At 35.7% G+C, this 18,673-nt stretch carries 19 protein-coding genes and 1 tRNA gene; 18 read left to right on the forward strand and 2 right to left on the reverse strand.

Annotated elements, in window-relative coordinates; all coding sequences use genetic code 11:
- The first annotated feature begins 173 nt into the window (after positions 1 to 173).
- The 6 genes from CLOS_RS15565 to CLOS_RS06170 all read left to right on the forward strand — a co-directional run bounded on the left by CLOS_RS15565 (position 174) and on the right by CLOS_RS06170 (position 4,287).
- Complete coding sequence (locus CLOS_RS15565) at positions 174 to 344, forward strand: DUF896 domain-containing protein (protein WP_012159049.1); 171 nt, start codon at positions 174 to 176, stop codon at positions 342 to 344.
- A gap of 21 nt (positions 345 to 365) precedes the next feature.
- Positions 366 to 821, forward strand: coding sequence for a chemotaxis protein CheW (locus tag CLOS_RS06150; RefSeq protein ID WP_012159050.1), 456 nt, complete (start codon positions 366 to 368; stop codon positions 819 to 821).
- Positions 822 to 970: 149 nt separating this feature from the next.
- Positions 971 to 1,441, forward strand: a complete 471-nt coding sequence (locus tag CLOS_RS06155; RefSeq protein ID WP_012159051.1) for a hypothetical protein — start codon at positions 971 to 973, stop codon at positions 1,439 to 1,441.
- A 118-nt stretch (positions 1,442 to 1,559) separates the two neighbouring features.
- Positions 1,560 to 2,711 carry a sensor histidine kinase gene (locus CLOS_RS06160; RefSeq protein WP_012159052.1) on the forward strand — a complete coding sequence of 384 codons (1,152 nt, stop codon included), beginning with the start codon at positions 1,560 to 1,562 and terminating at the stop codon, positions 2,709 to 2,711.
- 10 nt (positions 2,712 to 2,721) lie between these two features.
- Positions 2,722 to 3,375, forward strand: a complete 654-nt coding sequence (locus CLOS_RS06165; RefSeq protein ID WP_041719053.1) for a response regulator — start codon at positions 2,722 to 2,724, stop codon at positions 3,373 to 3,375.
- An 87-nt stretch (positions 3,376 to 3,462) separates the two neighbouring features.
- Entirely contained in the window at positions 3,463 to 4,287 is an 825-nt protein-coding gene (locus CLOS_RS06170) for a DegV family protein (protein WP_012159054.1), read from the forward strand.
- 49 nt (positions 4,288 to 4,336) lie between these two features.
- On the opposite strand, the gene CLOS_RS06175 is transcribed toward CLOS_RS06170, so the two are convergent.
- Complete coding sequence (locus CLOS_RS06175) at positions 4,337 to 5,233, reverse strand: selenium metabolism-associated LysR family transcriptional regulator (protein WP_012159055.1); 897 nt, start codon at positions 5,231 to 5,233, stop codon at positions 4,337 to 4,339.
- 193 nt (positions 5,234 to 5,426) lie between these two features.
- Here CLOS_RS06175 and CLOS_RS06180 point away from each other — a divergent pair, with 193 nt between their 5' ends.
- From CLOS_RS06180 to CLOS_RS06210, 6 genes are read left to right on the forward strand one after another with little or no spacing between them, the layout of a single operon-like run.
- Positions 5,427 to 6,188, forward strand: a complete 762-nt coding sequence (locus CLOS_RS06180) for a GTP pyrophosphokinase (RefSeq protein ID WP_012159056.1) — start codon at positions 5,427 to 5,429, stop codon at positions 6,186 to 6,188.
- Positions 6,178 to 7,416: an efflux RND transporter periplasmic adaptor subunit gene (locus tag CLOS_RS15235; RefSeq protein ID WP_012159057.1), complete on the forward strand. Its 1,239-nt coding sequence runs from the start codon at positions 6,178 to 6,180 to the stop codon at positions 7,414 to 7,416. Before CLOS_RS06180 ends, CLOS_RS15235 begins: the two co-directional genes overlap by 11 nt.
- Positions 7,417 to 7,426: 10 nt before the next feature.
- Positions 7,427 to 8,122, forward strand: coding sequence for an ABC transporter ATP-binding protein (locus CLOS_RS06195; RefSeq protein ID WP_012159058.1), 696 nt, complete (start codon positions 7,427 to 7,429; stop codon positions 8,120 to 8,122).
- Positions 8,115 to 9,308 (forward strand): ABC transporter permease, encoded by a 1,194-nt coding sequence (locus CLOS_RS06200; RefSeq protein WP_012159059.1) that lies wholly within the window; start codon positions 8,115 to 8,117, stop codon positions 9,306 to 9,308. The genes CLOS_RS06195 and CLOS_RS06200 overlap by 8 nt, the downstream gene beginning before the upstream one ends.
- 36 nt (positions 9,309 to 9,344) lie before the next feature.
- Positions 9,345 to 10,019, forward strand: a complete 675-nt coding sequence (locus tag CLOS_RS06205) for a response regulator transcription factor (protein WP_012159060.1) — start codon at positions 9,345 to 9,347, stop codon at positions 10,017 to 10,019.
- On the forward strand, positions 10,016 to 11,329 hold the full coding sequence (locus CLOS_RS06210; protein ID WP_012159061.1) for a HAMP domain-containing sensor histidine kinase: 1,314 nt from the start codon (positions 10,016 to 10,018) through the stop codon (positions 11,327 to 11,329). The genes CLOS_RS06205 and CLOS_RS06210 overlap by 4 nt, the downstream gene beginning before the upstream one ends.
- A 26-nt stretch (positions 11,330 to 11,355) precedes the next feature.
- On the opposite strand, the gene CLOS_RS06215 is transcribed toward CLOS_RS06210, so the two are convergent.
- Positions 11,356 to 11,438, reverse strand: a tRNA-Leu gene (locus CLOS_RS06215).
- A gap of 221 nt (positions 11,439 to 11,659) precedes the next feature.
- Between CLOS_RS06215 and CLOS_RS06220 the strand changes: the two genes are divergently transcribed.
- From CLOS_RS06220 to CLOS_RS06245, 6 genes are all read left to right on the forward strand, one after another.
- A complete protein-coding gene (locus CLOS_RS06220; protein ID WP_012159062.1) occupies positions 11,660 to 12,235 on the forward strand; it encodes an RNA polymerase sigma factor in 576 nt (191 codons plus the stop codon).
- Entirely contained in the window at positions 12,228 to 12,938 is a 711-nt protein-coding gene (locus tag CLOS_RS06225) for an anti-sigma factor family protein (protein ID WP_083757130.1), read from the forward strand. The genes CLOS_RS06220 and CLOS_RS06225 overlap by 8 nt, the downstream gene beginning before the upstream one ends.
- 129 nt (positions 12,939 to 13,067) lie before the next feature.
- Positions 13,068 to 15,752: a DNA polymerase I gene (polA, locus tag CLOS_RS06230; RefSeq protein ID WP_012159064.1), complete on the forward strand. Its 2,685-nt coding sequence runs from the start codon at positions 13,068 to 13,070 to the stop codon at positions 15,750 to 15,752.
- Entirely contained in the window at positions 15,724 to 16,365 is a 642-nt protein-coding gene (gene coaE / locus CLOS_RS06235) for a dephospho-CoA kinase (RefSeq protein ID WP_012159065.1), read from the forward strand. The genes polA and coaE overlap by 29 nt, the downstream gene beginning before the upstream one ends.
- Before the next feature lie 155 nt (positions 16,366 to 16,520).
- Positions 16,521 to 16,958, forward strand: coding sequence for a lytic transglycosylase domain-containing protein (locus CLOS_RS06240; protein WP_242649602.1), 438 nt, complete (start codon positions 16,521 to 16,523; stop codon positions 16,956 to 16,958).
- Between the two features lie 46 nt (positions 16,959 to 17,004).
- Entirely contained in the window at positions 17,005 to 18,639 is a 1,635-nt protein-coding gene (locus CLOS_RS06245; RefSeq protein ID WP_012159067.1) for a peptide ABC transporter substrate-binding protein, read from the forward strand.
- Positions 18,640 to 18,673: the final 34 nt, after the last annotated feature.

The following is an 18,673-nucleotide window of genomic DNA, read 5'->3' on the forward strand; positions in this document are numbered from 1 at the left end:
AATTGATAGAATTCATGGTATAATATATAGTAATTTATATGGAAAATCAGCATATCGCATTTAAACAAAGAAAATTGGATGAGATATCTTATCAAATAATTTGAAACTAGGGCTGGAATGCCTATTGTTAAAATTTAATTTTATTATAAAATAATAAGGTAGGAGTGTTATAAGTGGTATCAAAAGAAAAAATAAACAGAATTAATGAACTGGCTAGAATTGCAAAAGAAAGAGTACTGACGAAATTAGAGGAAGAAGAACAACAAATTTTGCGTAAAGAATATATCGAGGCATTTAGAAAATCCTTTAGAAAGCAATTGGATAATATAGAATTGGTAGACTAATATGGAACAGGGGGATGAAATATGTCGGATAAACAATACGTTATTTTTAAATTAGACAAGGAAGAATATGCAATCGACATCAACAATGTTAATGAAATTAGTGAATACGTAGAATGTACAAAAGTTCCCAATGCACCAAGCTTTATTAATGGGATTATCAATTACAGGGGAAATGTGGTTCCTGTCGTCAATTTAAGAGAAAAATTTGAGCTTCCTTTTTCAGAAGTAAGTGAAAATACTAGAATTATCATTTTTGTTATGAAAGGAAAGCAAATCGGCATATTGGTTGACGATGCTTCTCAAGTAATTACAATCAACGACAAGAACATTGAAGAGGCTCCCAGTATTATCGTAAATACAGAGGAAAAATTTATCAGCGGTATTGGGAAAGTTGACAATCGTATGATCATCATCTTGGATATGGAAAATCTTCTGAATGAAGAAGAGAAAAACGCTGTTGACCGTATGAAAATTTAATATGGAATTTTCAATATCTTGTAGATAAGCGGATTAAAATGACACTATATGTTGTGAAGTTTTTTAAAAATCCACGAAGATAAACTAAATTTTGCACGCTCTTTTGTTTATAATTACTTATGTAAGAATATAAACGAGGGGGATGAACAATGAAGCGGGTTTTTATGATTTTTTTATTCATTATTATGATTGTTTCTTATGAGAATGTTATTTTTGCATCTTACAATGAAGAAGTCTTTGAAGAGGATCTGTATCATCAAGTGGACGGCATTTTTAAAGAACGTATTCGGATATGGAATAATTTTTTAACGGGGCAGTATATATCGACAGATAAAATAGAAGAAGACTTAAAAAATTTTATTTCATATCCTTTAATTGAGGAAGAAATAGAAATGTATGAAAAAATGGTTGCAGAGCCCACTTCCTTTGAAATGATTTCAAAGGTCTATATTAAAGATATTGATGTCATTCAGAATAAATTAAACACAGTTCAATTAGAAGCTACGGTACTATGGGATGTTTTAGGATATTTAGATAACTACACTGAGGAATTGAATTATTGGATTGAGTTGAAGAGAGTCAATGATCGATGGATGTTGTCGGATTACAAAATAAATTAATACAAAAAGCAGCTCTGCTGTTTTTTTTGTCTATTTACTAATGAAATAACAAATAAAAAGAGGAAACATGTCACTGTATGTAGAATACTTTACAGATTAAGGCGAGGTGTTTGTAAAAGTGACCAACTTAGACGGTAAGAATATTGAAATTACGAAAATAATACAAAGAACGATGGAAGCCATTGCAGAAGGAAAGAAGGACATTTTTGAAATCTCTGAGGCATCAAGAAAAGAATACAACAACCTAAAAAAAGAGTTGGAAGATTTTCAAGTAAAGGTAAAGTCCATCCTTAAAGAGGTAGAACTCTTGGAACAACAAGAGCAAATCAGTCGAAAAGTACTGTTGGCTGTCAGTAGAAACTTTGCAACACATACGGAAGAAGATATACGAAGAGCCTATGAGACTGCAAATCAATTACAGATAAAGCTGGTATTAAAAAGACAGGAAGAAAAAGAATTAATCAAAAGAAGAAGTGATCTGGAACTTAGGCTAAAAAATGCATTGGAAATATTAAATAAGTCAGAAAATCTAATGTCAAAGGTGAGTATTGCTTTCGACTTTTTAAATGGGGACTTAAAGAACATAACGGATACGATTGAAGATATGAATTACAGGAGTTCTTTAGGCAGTAGAATTATACAAGCACAAGAGGAAGAAAGACAACGAATTGCGAGAGACATCCACGATGGACCGGCACAAACTCTAACAAATTCTGTGATAAAGACTGAACTTTGTGAAAAATTAATAGATGTAAACTTGGAAGAAGCAAAGCATGAAATCAAAGAATTAAAAAAAGGATTGAGAGAAAGCATTAAAGATATTCGAAGCATTATCTACAATCTGCACCCCATGGCATTAAACGAGATTGGATTTATACCAACAGTTCAGAGATATGCTTCGGACTTTCAAATGAATACAGATATACAGGTGGACTTAATTATATTGTCAAAAAGTGATATCAGTGATAATACGAAGACAGTTACTTTATTCAGAATTGTACAAGAAGCCTTAAATAATATTCGAAAGCATTCACAGGCCACCGTAGTGAAAATAAAAGTTGAAATGACAGTGATGGAAATCCATCTGGTGATAGAAGATAACGGCGTCGGATTTAACATAGACGACATTAAAGGAATGGACAGAAATGAAAAGGGATTTGGCATCTTAAACATGCAGGAAAGAATTGATTTATTGGATGGAAAATTTGAGATAAAGACAAAGAAAAACAACGGTACTAAAATAATAGTGAGTATACCAAATGAAAGATAGGTGTAAAAGCGTGAAAAAAATAAATGTTTTAATAGCAGACGATCATGCATTAGTGAGGCAAGGCTTAAAACAAATTATAGAATTAGAGCCGGATATCAAGGTAATCGGTTTAGCGGCAGATGGTGAAGAAGCCGTTTTAAAGACGCAGCAGCTGAGCCCTGATGTGGTTTTACTGGATATCAGTATGCCAAAACAAAACGGAATACAGACCCTAAGACGATTAAAGGATATGGATAGCACCATTAAGATCATCATGCTTACATTCCATGAAGATAGAGAATATTTATTTGAAACCATCAATTTAGGAGCCAATGGCTATGTTTTAAAGGATGCGGAGAGCGAAAGCTTAATTAAGGCCATTCGCGATGTATACCAAGGCTTAAATTATATCTATCCAACTTTGGCAACAGAATTAGTAAAAGAATTTAACCGTCGTGAAGTAAAAAGCCAGAAGCGAAATAATGAAGATGAATTAACGAGAAGAGAATATGAAGTGTTGACCTTGTTAGCAGAAGGGATCAACAATAAAGAAATCGGAGATTGCCTGTTCATCAGTGAAAAGACAGTAAAAAATCATGTATCCAATATATTTAAGAAGATCAATGTAAACGACCGTACTCAGGCTGCCATATATGCCTATAAACATAATATAAAGAAAATATAAATTTGATATAAAAGATATTTTTTTCTTCCCATATGGGATAATAAATATTATGATAGAAGTAACAAAGAAACAACAGGAGGTTTTCTAATGCAAATAATAACTGATAGTTCTTGTGATCTACCGAAGGAAATTTTAGAGGAAAATGATGTGATTGTCATTCCTTTAAACATTGAAATTGATGGCAAAAATTATGTTGACGGTGTGGATTTAACTCATGAAGAGTTTTTTGATAAAATGTCAAAATCGGAAGGGTTACCTAAAACATCTCAACCTTCTCCACAAAGCTATATCGATGCATTTAAGAAGGCAGCCCAAAAAACTGGAGAAACGCTATGTATTCACCTTTCTTCAAAATTAAGTGGTACAATGAATGGTGCCTTAATGGTGAGAGAAATGGTTGAAAGTAAAATTGAAGTTTTCGATAGTTTAAGCGGTTCATTAGGTTTAGGAATGCAGGTTTTGAAGGCATGTGAAATGAAAAAAGAAGGTGCGACCATAGAGCATATCGTCGATAAACTGAAAGAAATCAGAGAGGATATGAAGGTTGTTGTGTACCTGGAGAGCTTAGAGAATGCAGTGCGAGGTGGCAGAGTGGCGAGAGTGAAAGAAATGGTGGCAAACCTCTTAAACCTAAAGGCTGTGGTTCATGTGGAAGAAGGATATGTTAAGGTATTGAAAACCATTCGTGGCAAGAAAAGAGCAATCAATTTCATGCTGGATCAAATGGCGGAGAAAAATACAGATTTTAAAGATAAGATTATAGGAATAACGCACTGCGATTGCATAGAGGATGCAATGGCTTTAAAAGATGAGATATTAAAGCGTTTTAATCCAATTGATGTTTTAGTTACGACCATGGGGCCGGTTATCGGAACACACTCTGGTCAAGGTGGATTGCTAGTTTGCTTTTAATCAAGGATGGGAATACCCCCATCCTTATTTAAATTGTATCACTCTAAAGCTATAAGAAATACTCACAGACAAATCGCTGGAATTCAATTTCCAGTGGTGAGGGTGTTCGCTGACTATGGTATACCAAATAAAATTTTCGGCGAACATCAAGATCCTTAATCTTAAAATAATCCAGTAGCCTGTAATTGATTTCATCTTCAATGGAACGTTTCGATAGAACGGAAATCCCTAGTCCTCTTCGAATGCACTGCTTAATCGCTTCTGTATTTTCAACATGAGCGATAACCTGAAGCTGGCGAGCGTCTAATCCCACACTTTTAAGACTTTCATCGAGAAAGTTTCTTGTACCAGATCCCTCTTCTCTCAGAATCCATGGTCGATCCAATAAATCTCTCAGTGAGACTTCTCTCTGGATAGGGGAAGCGGACTCATCGTAAGGAGTTACCACAACCAATTCATCCTCCACTAATTCCACATATTTCAACTGATTATGCTGTATCTTTGCGCCTACAATGCCGAAATCGATATCTCCATTTAATATTCCCTCTACAACTTGGGAAGAATCATAATGCAGGATTGAAAAGGTAACATCTGGATATATCTTAATAAATTCACAGATCAATTCCGGTATAATATATTGCTCTGGTGTAGTACTGGATGCAATTTCAATATTACCAACAATCTTTCCTTTGAATTCCCCCAGCTTAAAGCGTGCCTTTTCTCTCAGGTTGATAATATTAACTGCATAGTCATAAAGGATTTCTCCAGCCTTCGTCAAGGATATTTTTTTGCTGGAACGATTAATCAATACTGTATTTAATTCTTTTTCAAGATTTTGTATATGACTACTTATGGTCGGTTGTGTCAAAAATAGATAATCAGCAGCTTTAGAAAAGCTTTTGAATTTAATGATCGTAACGAATGATTCTAACTGTCGGAAATCCATAAGATACCACCTTTGTATAGAAATATAATACTACATCAAAATTCTACTATTAATTGATGGAAATATCAAGAAAATATGTAAAGGAAATAAACAATGGAGTAGAAAGTAAATTTTACGACCAAATTCATATTGAGTTCATATTGATATCCTAGAATAGATATTGTTCATCACTTTAGAGAAGGAGTAGTACTGAATGGAAAATACAAAAATTATAGACGCACAGGAATTGAAAAATTTGAAGGTAGACTTAACCAGATTTTTAATGGTATATAAGTTTGGGTTAGATGAGATGAATACAAAGATTCATATCTTAAGGCAGGAATTTGAGCATATTCACGATTATAATCCCATTGAAAATGTTAAATCTAGGTTAAAATCTCCTGAGAGTATATTTAAAAAGGTTTATAGGAAGAGATGCGGCTTTTCCATACCATCCATCAAAGAGAATATAAAAGATATTGCAGGCATTCGGATTACCTGTTCATTCATTTCAGATATCTATAAAATTAGTGAAATGCTGCAAAAACAAGGAGATGTAAAGGTGATCGACTGCAAAGACTATATCAAAAACCCGAAGCCCAATGGATATAAAAGCTTACATCTGATATTAGAGATACCCGTATTTATGTCCGACAGAGTAGAGCATACTTATGTGGAAGTGCAAATCCGTACAATTGCCATGGACTTCTGGGCTAGTTTGGAACATAAAATTTACTACAAATATAATAAGGAAGTTCCTAAGAACCTACTGGCAGAACTAAAGGAGGCGGCCGATACTGTATCCCAGCTGGATAGCAAAATGGAAAGCATTCACATAGAGATGAATAAGGTGAAAGAAGCGGATAATCTTAGTGAAAATTTACATGAATTAATTATCAGCAATGAAAAATTTCGTATACCCTATGAGTTTTTAACAACCCATTTATCGTTAGGAGGCATAAAGAATGAAGCATAAAAAGAAATCGAATAAAAAAGTAATCATTGGTAGTTTAGTGGCAGTATCGGTTCTGGCAATGATTTTAATCGGTATTTTAAAACCAAAAGAAGAAAAGTTTGAAGAAGAAACTGCCAAGACACAGGATATTACCACGTATTATAGCTTTAGTGGCAACATTGAGGCAAAGGATAGCCAAATTGTGGTATCTACTACAATGCTACCGATAAAAAAATTATATGTAAAAGAGGGGGATTTTGTAAAGAAAGGTGATGTTCTATTTGTTCTAGACGATAGTAATAATGCTGCGAGCATAGACCAAGCAAAGGCTGGAGTAGAAATAGCCAAAATCAACTATGAGAAAATGGGCACTACGGCGAAGGATCAACAGCTTGAACAGGTGACCAATGCCATAGAATCAGCAAAGCTTGGTTTTAAGGAAGCGAAGACAAATCTAGACAGAATGAAGGAACTGTTTGATACGGGAGGAATTTCGGCACAATCCTTAGAGCAGGCACAAAAGGCGTATGACGGGGCTAAACTACAGCTAGAATCTGCACAACGAAATTATGCTATTGCTGAAAAAACCGTGGAACAAAATATTTTAACAGCGAAGGAACAGCTTCATCAGGCAGAAGCAAGTTTGGCGGCAGCTAGAAAACAAGTAGAAAATTTAGAGGTTACTGCAGAAATCAATGGCGAAGTTTCTGAAATTTATGTGGAAGAAGATAAAACCCTAGCAGCTGGAACAAAAATCATGGATATTGTGAACTATGACGATCTAGAGGTTAAAATAAAAGTAGATGAGTTTGACTTAAATGCCATTACAGAGGGCAAAGAAGTAACGGTTACGATTAACCCACTGGATAAGGATGTTACGGGAATCGTTTCAAAGGTATCCAAACAAGCACTCAATGTAAACGGTGTATCTTTCTTTACAGCATCCATCGATTTAGAAAAGGATAAGGATCTTCGAGTGGGTTTATCTGCCGAAGTTAAGGCAATGAATCAAAATAGCAATAAAGCAACCACTATTTCCATGAAGGCATTGCAATTTGATCAGAGTAATCAACCCTTTGTATATTATCGAGATGCGAACAATAAAGTTGTGACGAAACAGGTTTCTGTAGGAATTAATGATGGGAATATCGTAGAAATTTTAGATGGAATCAAATCTGGCGAGGTGGTGCTAATTCCATTCCAAATGAATCGAATGCCAACACCTATGAACATGGGTCCAAAGCGATAGGGGGGAGTAGATGATGCGTAAAGAAATTCTTTCTATGGAGAATATCGTAAAATCGTACCAAATGGGAGATGAAGAGCAAATCGTATTGAAAGGGATCAATTTAAATGTACATGCTGGAGAGTTCCTCTCTATCTTAGGTCCATCTGGCTCTGGTAAGTCCACGATGATGAATATTCTTGGATGCTTGGATACTCCTACAGAAGGAGAATACACCCTAGGAGGGCGTAAAATTTCAGATTTAGACGAGATTGAATTGGCACATATTCGTAGCAAAGAGATCGGATTCATATTTCAGTCATTTCATTTGCTACCCAGACTTTCTGCAGTGGAAAATGTAGAATTGCCCATGATTTATGCAGGTGTCTCACCTTCTGAGCGTAAACAGAGAGCGAAAGAAATGCTGGAGCGTGTAGGTCTGGCAGAAAAGATTAACCATTATCCAAAGCAGCTATCCGGTGGACAGCAACAGCGTGTTGCAATTGCAAGGGCATTATCGACGAATCCAACCATTCTTCTTGCGGACGAACCAACGGGTGCTCTCGATCAAAATACAGGTCGTCAAATCATGGAGTTGTTTCGAGAATTGCACGAAGAGGGACGAACCATTATTATGATTACCCATGACGTCGATATTGCTAAGAATGCAAGTCGAACCGTAAGAATATTGGATGGCAACTTGTACGAGGAGGGAGAAAAGAATGATTAGAGAAAGCATAAAAATGTCGTGGCAGAATATTTTAAGCAATAAGATGCGTTCTTTTCTAACGACTTTGGGTATTATAATTGGTGTAACCTCTATTATTGCCCTCATCACCATTGTCGAGGGCGTAACGGGGGAGGTTACCAATCAATTTGCCAGCCTAGGTGCAGGTAAAATTATTGTTCAGGCTTATGGTACACCACTAAAACAGGGATTGAGTGATAGTGACTTAGAAAAGCTGATGGCCGTCGAAAATGTTTCAGGGATATCGCCCACACTGACGGTGAACGCCACTGTAGTTCGCAATAAAACCCTGGAAGAAAAGGTGTCCATCGATGGGAAAAATGAGATTTATTTTAAAAATAATTCGGACTTGATCATTCGAGGACGTGCATTGAATATATTAGATATGGAAAATAAAAATAGAGTTACAGTCATCAACCAAGCATTAGAAGAAATCTTATTTTTTGGAGAAAATTCCATCGGAAAAACGATTCAGATCAATGGTATTACTTATCAAGTGGTGGGAGTTTTAGATGAAGGAGCCATAACAGATGTAAACTCAATGATGGCTGCTGGAATGGGCTCTGATGGTAAAGCTGTAATTCCTTATACCACTGCCATGAGGATTGCAGGAGTTAACAACATTTCTTCCCTTGAAGTCTTAATTACAGATACAGACAAGGCTGATGAAGTCATCAGCAGTGTGGAACTTGTACTGAATGAGGCTTTTAATTACAAGGAAGACAGCTACAACATTATCAACATGGATAGCTTGATTGATATGATGAAAACCATGACCGGTATGATGACCTCCATGTTAGCAGGCATCGCTTCCATTGCTTTATTAGTTGGTGGTATCGGTATTATGAATATGATGTTAGTTTCTGTAACGGAACGTACGACGGAGATTGGACTTAGAAAAGCACTGGGTGCAGAGCCGAAAAGAATACAGCTCCAATTCTTAATAGAATCCATATTTTTGTCATTGTTAGGGGGCCTCATCGGGCTCGTTTTAGGACTGAGCATTTCTTGGGTTGTTGCCTCAATAATCGATATTCAATTCGCCATATCTACAGGGGCAATTGTATTGGGCGTAGGGTTTTCTGCTGCAGTGGGCATCATATTTGGGTGGGCACCTGCAAGGCGGGCAAGTAATTTAAATCCAATCGATGCACTTAGAAGTGTATAAAAAATAGAGTGGTTAGTGCAATAGGGGGATGAATTGATGTTCAACATATTGGTAATTGAAGATGATAAGAATCTCAGAAGATTGATGGAAGCATTCTTAAAGAGAGAGAACTACAATGTTTTAAGCGCCAAAGATGGCTTGGAGGCTTTGAATGTATTAGATTCATTCCATGTAGATTTAATTATCAGCGATATTATGATGCCACATATGGATGGGTATGAATTTACAGAACAGCTAAGAAAATCGAATATTAATGTACCCATTCTAATGGTTACTGCCAAGGAAACCATTGAAGATAAAAAAAGAGGGTTCTCTGTAGGCACAGATGATTATATGGTGAAGCCAATCAATCTGGATGAAATGCTCCTACGGGTAGCTGCTCTATTACGTCGCTCCAATATCGTCAATGAGCATCGTATGGTCATTGGAGAAGTAGCGCTGGATTACAATACCTTAACGGTCTCTAAAAAGGGAGAGAGCATCGTACTTCCTAAAAAGGAGTTCTATCTCTTATTTAAGCTTTTAAGTCATCCGAAACAGATTTTTACAAGGCAGCAGCTCATGGATGAAATATGGGGAATGGATGCTGAAACCGATGAGAGGACCGTGGATGTTCATATCAAGCGACTGAGAGAAAAATTTGGAGATTTTTCGGAGTTTGAAATTATTACGGTTCGTGGCTTAGGATATAAAGCGGAGAAGCTCCTATGAAAAGTATCAAGACCAAATTAATTTTATTTTTCATATTGCTCATGTTCCTTTCGGCCAGCTTGTCATCATTCCTTTACACCTTCATACCTTTTAACAATATTCGAGATGAGTTTAAGCTCAATCAGCAGGCCATTGCCATTTCTATACTGGAATTGAGGCAAAAGACAGATTTACCCTTGGCAGATATTATTAAAATGGCCTCTAATTTTATGCATGATGTCAGTGTCATAGAGGATATCCATAAGATTCAAATAAGTGAAGAAGAGCTTGAAAAGGTACAAAACAGTGAAATTGTTTTTCTTTCTTCTAAGAAGATTCCAGTTTCCACAACGGTGGTAAAGGTGGAGGAGGATTATATGCAAATCAGCCTTCAGCCTCATAATACCATGGTGCAAATTGTCTTTTCACGGATTGGATTCACATTGGTTCTATATGTAGGAATTGGGGCTTGTTTAATTGCCTTATTCTCTAAAAAGGCAGTTGAAAACATTGTAAAGCTGACATCGGCCGCACGGGAGGTTGCAAAGGGCAATTTTGATGTGCAAATTGAGAATAATAGCAAGGATGAGATTGGACAGCTGACCAAGAATTTCAATACGATGGTCAATGAATTGAAAGGAATTGAATATCTTCGAAAAGACTTCATCAATAGTGTATCCCATGAATTTAAAACGCCCATTGCCTCCATTCAGGGCTTTGCGAAACTTCTACAAAGCGAAGGCTTATCAGAGGAAGAACGACAGGAATATGCCCGTATTATCGTAGAGGAGACAAGTAGACTGTCCCGGCTTTCTTCCAATATCCTAAGATTATCTAAGTTGGAGAACCAAGATATATTTGCAGAGAAGAAAAAATTTGATTTAGATGAGCAAATCAGAAAAAGTATTTTGTTGCTAGAACCTGAGTGGAATAAAAAGAACATTGAGTTTTGTATCGAGCTGGATAAAATTGCGTTTGTAGGTGACGAAGAACTTTTGCAGCAGGTTTGGATTAATTTAATAGGGAACGCAATCAAATTTTCTGAAACGAATGGCAACATCACTGTGAAGTTACAACAGCTAGGCAGCTTTGCAAAAGTAAAGATTCGTGATGAAGGAATGGGCATGAGTGAGGATGTACAAACAAGAATCTTTGAAAAGTTTTATCAAGGAGATAAGGCACATTCCATCTATGGAAATGGACTAGGGCTATCCATTGTAAAAAAAATTGTAGACATCTGCGGTGGAAGAATATTTGTAAAAAGTGCCTCAGGAAAAGGTACAACCTTTATTGTGGAATTACCTTTAGAAAAAGAAGAAATAAAAAAATGATATCGATTTCGATATCATTTTTTTTATGGTGCCGCTGATGGGAATCGAACCCATATGGTTTCCCGTACGATTTTGAGTCGTATGCGTCTGCCAGTTCCGCCACAGCGACGTATTTAATTACAGAGTTAATATTAACACAGAATATGGATCACTGTCAATGGTTTTTACTTTATATATCGAAAGATATTCTATGTTTATAAAAATATTGATTGGATATTGCATGATTTTTTGATATTGTTATTATGGATAATTCATTCTAAAAAAGATTGATTTTAGGGAACAAAATTCTTTTTAATTCGTCAAATAATAATAGGGAAGGGAGTTGAAACTTTGAGTTTACAGGAGGCCTCCTTAATCGAACAATCAAAGGCAGGAAATATCGATAGTTTTGAGCAATTAATCCTTGCCCACCAAAAGAAAGCTTTTAATATTGCCTATCGGATTCTAGGAAATCTAGAAGATGCCAATGATGTTACACAAGAAGCTTTATTAAAAGCATATAAAGGAATCAGTAAATTTAATGCTAAAAGCAGTTTTTCTACCTGGTTATATACCATTGTTACAAATACAAGTATGGATTTTATTCGAAAAAATAGAAAAACTATAGTAACATATCTAGACCGTGAATATGAGACGGAAGAAGGCAGCTATAAAACACAGGTATATAGCGACCAAGAAACGCCAGAGGAAATTTTAGAGAAAAAGGAAGTACAAAAATTAGTGAATGATGCCATCGAGCAGTTAAGTGATGAGCATCGAAAGATTATTGTTTTAAGAGATATTCAGCAATTTTCATATCAGGAGATTGCTCAGATATTAAATTGTTCCGAGGGAACCGTTAAATCTAGAATAAATAGAGCTAGAAATAACTTGAAGATATTGATTAAAGAAAAGCTGGATGACTGAAGGGAGTGATGGTATGAACTGCAAAGACTTTCATTTATATGAGTCCGCTTATATAGATAATATGCTTTCAAATGAAGAAAAGATCGCCTTTGAACACCACATGGCAGCGTGTGAAAGCTGTAGAACTTCTTTTAATAATTTAAAGGCAATGATAGAAAGTGTCAATGAGATTGAAGAAATAGAGCTCCCTGAAAACTTTTCTATGGAATTTAGGGAAAAGCTAGTGCAAGAAAAAAATAGTACAGTAAAAAAGACGGTCTTTAGAAAGAGTAAGTTATTTACAAATATTGCAGCCAGTATATTGATTTGTGTAGCCTCATTTTCTTTAGTGAATAATAATTTAGTTAACTATAAAATGGCTGAAAATGAAACAAGAGAACAAATCTATATGGAAGAAAACTCAAGACTTAAAAATGCAAGTGAATATTCTACAGAACATATAGAGAAAAACAATGAAGCTATACCGCAAAACAAGGCGTTTAGCATTGATATTCAAACAGAAGATGAAATGAATGATGAGGCAGCAGATAGAAAAAAGGAGAGCCAGTCCAAGGAGGAAGCAGAAATGGCGCCGGTGGAGAGTAACCTCTATAACAATCATGAAGCAAATAGAAAGAATACAATGAATTGGGTGTCCATAGGTGCGATTGTGATTGGAATTGGAATGTTGGTTTATAATTTTTTCAAGAATCCTAAAAAATAAATATTTATATTTTTACAGCCTCACTCGTATAATAAACCAGTGAGGTTGTTTTGTGTTTTATTTTGATTTTACTAACTGCATAATAAATGCTAAAATATTAATAATACCTAAAGAAGGGAGAAAAAGCCCATGGAAAAACGCATAGTGATTATTGATGGAAATAGTTTAATAAATAGAGCCTTCTATGCTCTTCCGCCTTTAACCAACAAAGAGGGACAGCATACCAATGCCATATATGGATTTGTAACGATGCTATTAAAAGTGATGGAGGATTATGCACCCGATTATATCGGTGTAGCTTTTGATAAAAAAGCACCGACCTTTAGACATAAAGAATATACGGAGTACAAAGCTGGTAGAAAGGGAATGCCACCAGAGCTTGCAGAGCAGCTAGAGCCTTTGAAGCAAGTATTGGATGCTTTGAATATTTATCGAATCGAATTAGAAGGGTTTGAGGCAGACGATTTAATTGGTACATTGGCGAAGCATTGTGAAGCACAAGGCATTGAAAGTTTAATTGTAACAGGGGACAGAGATGCTCTGCAGCTGACATCGGATACAACGAAGGTACTCTTTACGAAAAAAGGAATATCTCAACTGGAAATCTATGATGCAAAAAAGGTCATGGAGGACTATGAAGTTACGCCTACCCAATTTATCGATTTAAAAGGCCTAATGGGAGATAAATCAGATAATATTCCTGGTGTTCCAGGTGTAGGAGAAAAAACGGCGATTAAGCTTCTGAAGCAGTTTGAAACCATTGAAAATATGATACAGAATACCAGTGAGATCGCTGCAGATAAACTGAGACAGAAAATAGAAGAAAATATAGAAATGGCCGTACTCAGTAAAAGATTGGCGACGATTGTTACCAACGTTCCTGTGGAAATGGACTTAGATATTCTTAGAAAGAAAGAGTTTGACTACGAAAGACTAATTGAACTATTTAGAATGTATGAATTCAATAGTTTGATCCCTCGTATTAAGAAAAATATGGAGCAAACACAGGAAATTAGCACAGCGAATCTAGGCAATCGTGAAAATATTGTTGCCATCAAGGATACAGATGCTCTAAAAAAAGCACTGGAAGAAATAAGAGAACAAGGGCAAATGGTTCTCAAAACAATTACAGAGGAAAATAATATTGTAACAGACAGAATCGTTGCATTGGCTATGACTACTACGGGAGAGATTCAATACTACATTGAGTTTAAGGATTTTAAAGAATCTGATATTATAAGTCCTTTAAAAGACATTTTAGAGGATGAACATATTCGAATCATCGGTCATGATTTGAAAAAGGAAATCATCCATTTCTATCCCTATGAGATTCATATTGCAAATTTATATTTCGATACCATGGTGGGAGAATACTTATTGAACCCAGCAAAGTCAAGTTATCTTCTCAAGGATTTAGCTTTAGAGTACTTAGGTGAAGAAATTATCGATGAGGAAAAAATCGTAGGAAAAGGTAAAAATCAGCTATCCCTATGGGCTGCACCAGAGAATGAGGTGAAGGCCTTACTTTGTAATCATGTAAAGGTGATTGCAGAGCTTGCAAAATATATACAAGAAAAAATAGAAGATCAGGGGATACATAAGCTTTATTATGAGGTGGAACTTCCTTTAGTAGAAGTTCTAGCGTCCATGGAGTTTTTGGGAATTAAGGTGGATCGAAACATGCTATTGGCGCTGGAGGTGGAATTTAAAGAAATCATAGACAAACTAACCAGTGAAATTTACTCTTTAGCAGGGATATCATTTAACATCAACTCGCCAAAACAGCTGGGAGAAGTTTTGTTTGAAAAACTGGGATTACCGCCGACAAAGAAAACGAAAACAGGATATTCTACCAATGCGGATGTCCTTGAAAAACTACAGGACCAGCATGAGATTATACCGAAAATATCAGAATATCGTCAGGTTACAAAGCTAAAAACTACTTATGTAGATGGGCTTCTTAGTATTATTAATCCAGTGACAAATCGCATCCATTCTAGTTTTAATCAGACTGTTACAGCTACAGGCAGAATCTCAAGCACGGAGCCAAATCTTCAAAATATTCCTGTACGTCTGGAAATGGGTAGGAGACTTCGCAAGGTATTCATATCGAAGGAAGGACATGAATTTATCGATGCGGATTATTCTCAAATTGAGCTTAGAGTCCTTGCGCATATTGCAAAAGATGATAATTTAATCGATGCTTTTATTAAAAACCAAGACATTCATACGAGAACGGCATCTGAAATATTTGAAGTGCCTATGGAGGAAGTAACATCCTTGATGAGGGGCGATGCAAAGGCGGTCAACTTCGGTATCGTCTATGGTATTAGTGATTTTGGTCTATCGCAAAATTTAAATATTCCAGTATCCAAGGCAAAAAAATATATTGAAAGCTATTTTGAGAAGTATCCTTCCATTAAGGAATATATGCACAATATTGTAGAGGAAGGAAAAGAGAAAGGTTACGTTGTAACCTTATTGAATAGAAGGAGATATCTACCAGAATTAAAGTCTTCAAACTTTAATATTCGCAGCTTTGGTGAGCGTATTGCTATGAATACACCAATCCAAGGAAGTGCGGCGGATATTATAAAGATCGCTATGATTGCAGTATACAATAGACTGAAAGCGGAAAATTATGATGCAAAATTAATTCTTCAGGTTCATGACGAATTAATCATCGAATGTCCTGAAAATGAGATAGAGGAAGTGTCGAAAATTCTAAAAGAGTCTATGGAGAATGCCATAGAGATGGTAGTGCCTTTAAAGGTAGATTTGTCGTATGCAAACAATTGGTATGATGCGAAGTAAGATGGGAAGTGATTCTATGGTAAGAACCATAGGGCTAACAGGTGGCATTGCTAGCGGTAAAAGCACAGCCTCCAGCATATTAAAAAAATTTGGTGCATCCATTATAGATGCAGATAAAATTGCGAGGAAGGTCGTAGAGAAGGGAAAGCCTGCTTTAAAAGAAATTGTAGAATTCTTTGGAGCAGACCTATTACTTGAAGATGGAACTTTGGATAGAAAAAAATTAGGTACCCTAGTTTTTAATGATTCGATCCTCTTAGAGGAATTAAATAGGATTACACATCCTCATATCTATCAAGAAATTATAGATGAGATAAATTGGTATAAAAAAACAGATCATAATCATGTTATAATATTAGATGCTGCTCTATTGATTGAAATGAAATTAATGGATTTAGTGGAAGAAGTATGGCTTATTTCTGTGCCTGAGGAAATTCAATTAGCTCGGCTAATGGAAAGAGAAAACATTTCATTAGAGGATGCAAAAAAACGAGTGAAGGCACAGATGGCTCTTGAAGAAAAAAAACAATATGCCCATAGAATTATAGACAATTCAAAGGATGTAGTTTATTTAAAATCACAGTTGGAAGAAATTTGGAATCGGTTAATTTAAAGGATTTTGGGGTGATTGTTAGAATGATATTTTTAGGTAAAGGTTGTTTGAGATTCTTTTTGTTTGTGATCCTCATGTTGGTGATAATATTTGTTGGACTTAAAAATATAAATTGGATTTTTGAGACAATATACCCTATTCATTATGCAGATTTAGTGAAAAAATATGCGGAGGAATATGATGTGGATCCTTATTTGATTGTGTCTATAATGAAAAATGAAAGTAAGTTTGATCCCAAAGCGGTATCGAAGAAGGATGCAAAAGGATTGATGCAAATTGCACCCATCACTGGACAATGGGCTTCTGAAAAACTGAACATTGCTAACTACTCTGAGGATATGCTTTTTGACCCAGAGCTCAATATAAGGATTGGCACATGGTACTTAAATGTTTTAAAAAATGAGTTTGGAGACAATCTGGAGGTCATTATCGCTGGCTATAATGCCGGCAATGGAAACGTAAAAAAATGGTTAAATAATCCAGAGTATAGCGCTGATGGCAAAACATTGAACCATATTCCATTTAGCGAAACGAGAATTTACCAAAAGAAAGTATTAAGAGATTATAAAATTTATAAAAAAATCTATCAATAGGATCTGTAACATAACGAAGAAGCTCTATCATTGAAGGGGGATCAGAGTGAAAACTTTGAAGTATATCAGTATTTTTTTAGTTGCTTTATTTATCTTTACTTCTTGTAGTCCGGATATGGATATACAGCAGCAGGATGAAGGTGTAGAAATAGAGGTGGTGGAGGAGACACCTTCCGAAGGAGGGACCTTAGTTCTATCCAGCACTAGATTTAAAACATTAAATCCCGTATTTAATCGAAATGAAAATTTATTTCAGATCCATCATCTAATATATGAAAGCCTCGTTACATTTAATGAGGATATGACTGTAAAGCCTTTGCTGGCAGAAAAATGGAGCTTTAATAATGGAGAAAAATCAGTAGATTTTACTTTGAAGGATGGCGTCTATTGGCATGATGGAGAAAAGCTGACATCCGATGATGTCGTCTTTACCTTCAATACGATTAAAGGCAATATTAAAGGTGTATCCAGTAATTCATTGTACAGACAATCCTTAGAGCCTGTAATGAATATGGTGAAGGTGGACGAAAGGACAGTACGAGCTACTTTTTCTAAGCAAATTGGGAATGCCTTAGAGATCATGACGTTTCCAATCCTGCCAGAGCATGTTTATTCAGGCAATAATAGTAAGCATTTAGATTCCGGGGAATTCATTGCACCTGGTACCGGTCCCTATAAATTAATGGCCTATGAGAATATGAGAAATATGGATTTAAGCCGCAATGAACAGTATTGGGGCAAAAAGCCTTATATAGAAAATGTTCAAGTTATTATTGTACCAGATGACGAAGCGCAGCGATCTTTGTTTGAAAATGGAGAAATCGATGTGATTTATCCCAATATTGTAGATTGGGAAAAATATGCAGATGAGAAAAAAACAAACTCATTTGAATTTGTTATGCCCAACTATGAATTTCTGGGAGTCAATTTTAGAACCAATATTTTGCAAAATATTAGCATTAGAAGAGCCATTGCCTACACCATAGATAGAGAAAGAATTGCTACCAATATTTATTTAGGTCATGGAACTATAGTGGATTTTCCGATCATGCCGAATTCATGGCTATACGACCATAGTAAAATACGCTTTGGCTTAAATACGACTTTAGCGGATCAGCTCTTAGAGCAAGCAGGGTATACACTTAAGGAAAATGCTGAATTTAGAACAAATGAGGCTGGAGATATTCTGCGAATAAGACTGATAACCAACGCAGATAATCCATTGAGGGAGCAGACTGCAATTTTTATCCAAGAGGATTTGAAAAAGGTCGGTATAAAATTAGAGGTTGAATTTTTGGAAAAGGAAGAATATCAAAAACAGATGTATTTGAATACTTACGATTTATTCCTTGGTGGATGGGAGCTATCTTATATTCCAGACCTCACCTTTGCCTTCCATTCCTCTAAAATAGGCGGTACGAATTTTATTGGATATAACAACGAAGAGTTGAATACACTCCTTGCTGAATCTTTAGAGAATGGTGATTCTACACGGAAGAAGGAAAAATTTAGTGCTCTTGAAGAGCAATTGACTACGGAGGTACCCTATATTAGCTTATTTTTCAGAAATGGTGCCATCATAGTAAAAGATAAAATAAAAGGGGATTTAAAGCCCCAAAGCTATAATATCTTTTCGAACATAGAGGACTGGTTTATCAATGTAAAGGAAGCCAGCAAATAAACTGAGATTCCATTGAGCAGGAGCTCGAAACTCC

Origin of the sequence: Alkaliphilus oremlandii OhILAs (genome assembly GCF_000018325.1) — a bacterium.
In the GTDB taxonomy this organism is placed as follows: domain Bacteria; phylum Bacillota; class Clostridia; order Peptostreptococcales; family Natronincolaceae; genus Alkaliphilus_B; species Alkaliphilus_B oremlandii.